This is a genomic window from Microcystis sp. LEGE 00066 (assembly GCF_015207925.1).
GTDB lineage: Bacteria > Cyanobacteriota > Cyanobacteriia > Cyanobacteriales > Microcystaceae > Microcystis > Microcystis ichthyoblabe_A.
Window position 1 is genome coordinate 1 of sequence record NZ_JADEVX010000317.1, and the last position, 2,582, is coordinate 2,582.

The 2,582-nt window shown below is 38.0% G+C and carries 2 protein-coding genes and 1 pseudogene; 1 reads left to right on the forward strand and 2 read right to left on the reverse strand.

The genetic code is table 11. The features are described from left to right. A pseudogene (locus tag IQ224_RS23005) lies at positions 1–102 on the forward strand (IS5/IS1182 family transposase); the annotation flags it as partial. A gap of 755 nt (positions 103–857) precedes the next feature. Here IQ224_RS23005 and IQ224_RS23010 read toward each other — a convergent pair. Further along, positions 858–1,115, reverse strand: coding sequence for a hypothetical protein (locus IQ224_RS23010; RefSeq protein ID WP_002743400.1), 258 nt, complete (start codon positions 1,113–1,115; stop codon positions 858–860). Between the two features lie 289 nt (positions 1,116–1,404). Continuing rightward, positions 1,405–2,211 (reverse strand): hypothetical protein, encoded by an 807-nt coding sequence (locus tag IQ224_RS23015; RefSeq protein ID WP_002743401.1) that lies wholly within the window; start codon positions 2,209–2,211, stop codon positions 1,405–1,407. Between the last annotated feature and the right edge of the window lie 371 nt (positions 2,212–2,582).

Consider the following 2,582-nt stretch of genomic DNA (forward strand, 5'->3'; position numbering starts at 1 on the left):
TCCTGTAAATATAGGAATCGTCGTCGCAGATCTAGTTTAAGAGTTAACTGGTTAGCGGCTATTTATAACTGTGAGTTAGGGATAGGTATAGCAGCTTCTTAAAAGTTGCCTAAAGATTAATCAAGTCAAGGAGAATTTATTCTCAATTTTTATAATTGAGATAGTTTGTGCCGCTTAAATAAAGAGGTTTTGATAACCAAATTAAAGCAGCTCTAAAGAGTTTTGAGTTAAAAGTTAAACTTCAAGTTTTCATTCAGGACGAATGTACTGATTAACTATTTTTTTTGGGAAAATTAGTTAACCCATCATTATAACATATAATTAATTTGCAAGAGTTCTAATAGTGATAATCGTTATCATTCTAAGTGTCGGCGCGGCGGTTCTTGGGTCAACTACCCTAATGGCTGTCGTTCTGCCATCCGTCTCGTATATCGCAGGTACTACCCCGGCAACGATGGCGTCGACATCGGTTTTCGGGTGGTGAGCGGTACTGGGAGGACTCTGTAACCCTTATTTTCTTTTTACCCTTTTTTACTTTTTTCAATTTTTCTCTTTTTCCCGCCGCTAGGCGGGTCGATTTTTTTTGAAAAAATTGAGCTTGTAGGGTGTGTTAGGCGCGTATTTAAAGGGGATTTGTTAATAATTAAACTAAGTAGTCGCGCAAAATTGATTTCTTGGTTAGGATAGGCACTCATGCAATAGGCAATAGGCAATAGGCAAAAGTTTTATCGAAATGTGTAATTAATTTTGCTTAGGTACTTATGATCGCGCCGTAACGCACCATCTTAATAAAATGGGTGCGTTAGTGATAGCGTAACGCACCCTACAAGAGCCGCTGTTAATCGGTTGATCGCAATTTAATTGATGCCCGTAATATGTTGTAAAATCGTATCTAATTTTTGGTTAATCTCATCACGAAACTCTTCAAAATTCGATTGAAGCCGATCAACTTTATCTTCAAGATGATCAATTTCCTCATAGATCCGATCAAAACTCCGGTTTAGCTCTCTTCCTGTCACTTGGGTATCTTCCAGACGCTCTAGGCGCCGATTAAGACTCCTCAATTGACGCTCCACTTCATAATTTTTATCGTTCGGTTCCTGAGCTTGTGCCATAGGGAAAATCGTTGAATGAGAATATCTTAACTCAATTATATGTTAACTATTGACTAAATAAAAGATTCTACTTCTCTTAAATCAGCTTGTAGGGTGCGTGTTTGCGCGTATTTAAAGGAGATTTGTTAATAATTAAACTATGATCGCGCCGTAACGCACCATCTCAGGAAAATTGGTGCGTTATGCTATTACTAACGCACCCTACAAGAGCCGCTACTGTGTCCTCGCTATGTAATTTATCGTCCGTTAGGCGCTCGACTAACATAGAATACATTCTATGTTTTAGATGCTAGGGTTGGGAGAGGGAAGAATTAAGAATTGTCAATTGAACGCCATTATCTCTTTCATAAACCATCACAACTGGAAAGGTTAATTTAGTTTCTTTTTTTGGTAACGCTGGGAAAATATAGGAATAACCATTGCCTTTGAGCAACAGTCGCCAAATTCTCGGTTTATCAGGGTTACTAATATCGTTAAGTTCGTTATCTAATAAACGTTTGTAGGATTGAAGATCGCCGATAATCCTAAAATTAGGTAGGTTAGTTTTTGTGGAACGACTTTCTAAAGGATTATTAAGTTTTCGTCCTAAACTGGCATCTTGAGGCATAACAATCGTGACAATCGGTAAAGAAGAAGTTTCATTAACAGCATCTTTCCAAGCATCGTCTTTTGCTTGCCAGGTTGCCAGCCAAAAAAGAGCCATCAGTACAAAAATAACGATAATAAATTCGTTCAATAGGGATGATAAAAAATTAACGATCTTAGCTTGGGATTTACTCAAAGCAATCGGTAATCTTTTCAGATATTTTATCAGCCATCTTTGTCCGGCAAAGGTGATGACAGTAGCACCTATAATCACCAATAAAAATAGGATTTTTCTAGGAATTGCCCAAAGGTCTCCAAAAAATGTTTGAAAAGCGGCAAAATAAAAGGATTCGTTAGGAAGACTCAGAGTCGTAACTTCGAGATGAAAAAAGCTAAAGTATGCCCAGCGATAAATCCAGCCGGTAAAGTAAAGAGCAGCGGCTAATAAAACCAATACACTAATTAGTTTACCGAGAGGATTAAATTCTGAGGAATTGTCGGGATCAGTCATGACAAACTGTTTAGGATGATTCGAGTGAAAAAGGAGATGTTAAAATTCTATCATCTCTTATTTATTTCGATATTGAGGGGTTAATCGGATGATGAAAGCTATTTTGCGGGGGAGTATTTTCTCTTTGCTGTTGCTGGGAGTAGCAAGCGATAGGCGGTTAGAATGGCTTCAGGGTTCTGTCCGCAGTCAGGAAACGGCGTTATACTTTGCACGGTTATAACTTGCATTTTTTACTCAAAGACAACGCCAATTCAAAAATGAAACGCATCAACCTCAAGAGTTGACAAAGAAAGGCTCATCAGGTACTGTCTGATCATTAACAAAAACAAATCAGACCCAAAAACGAAGCTCCCAACATCTTAACATAGAAC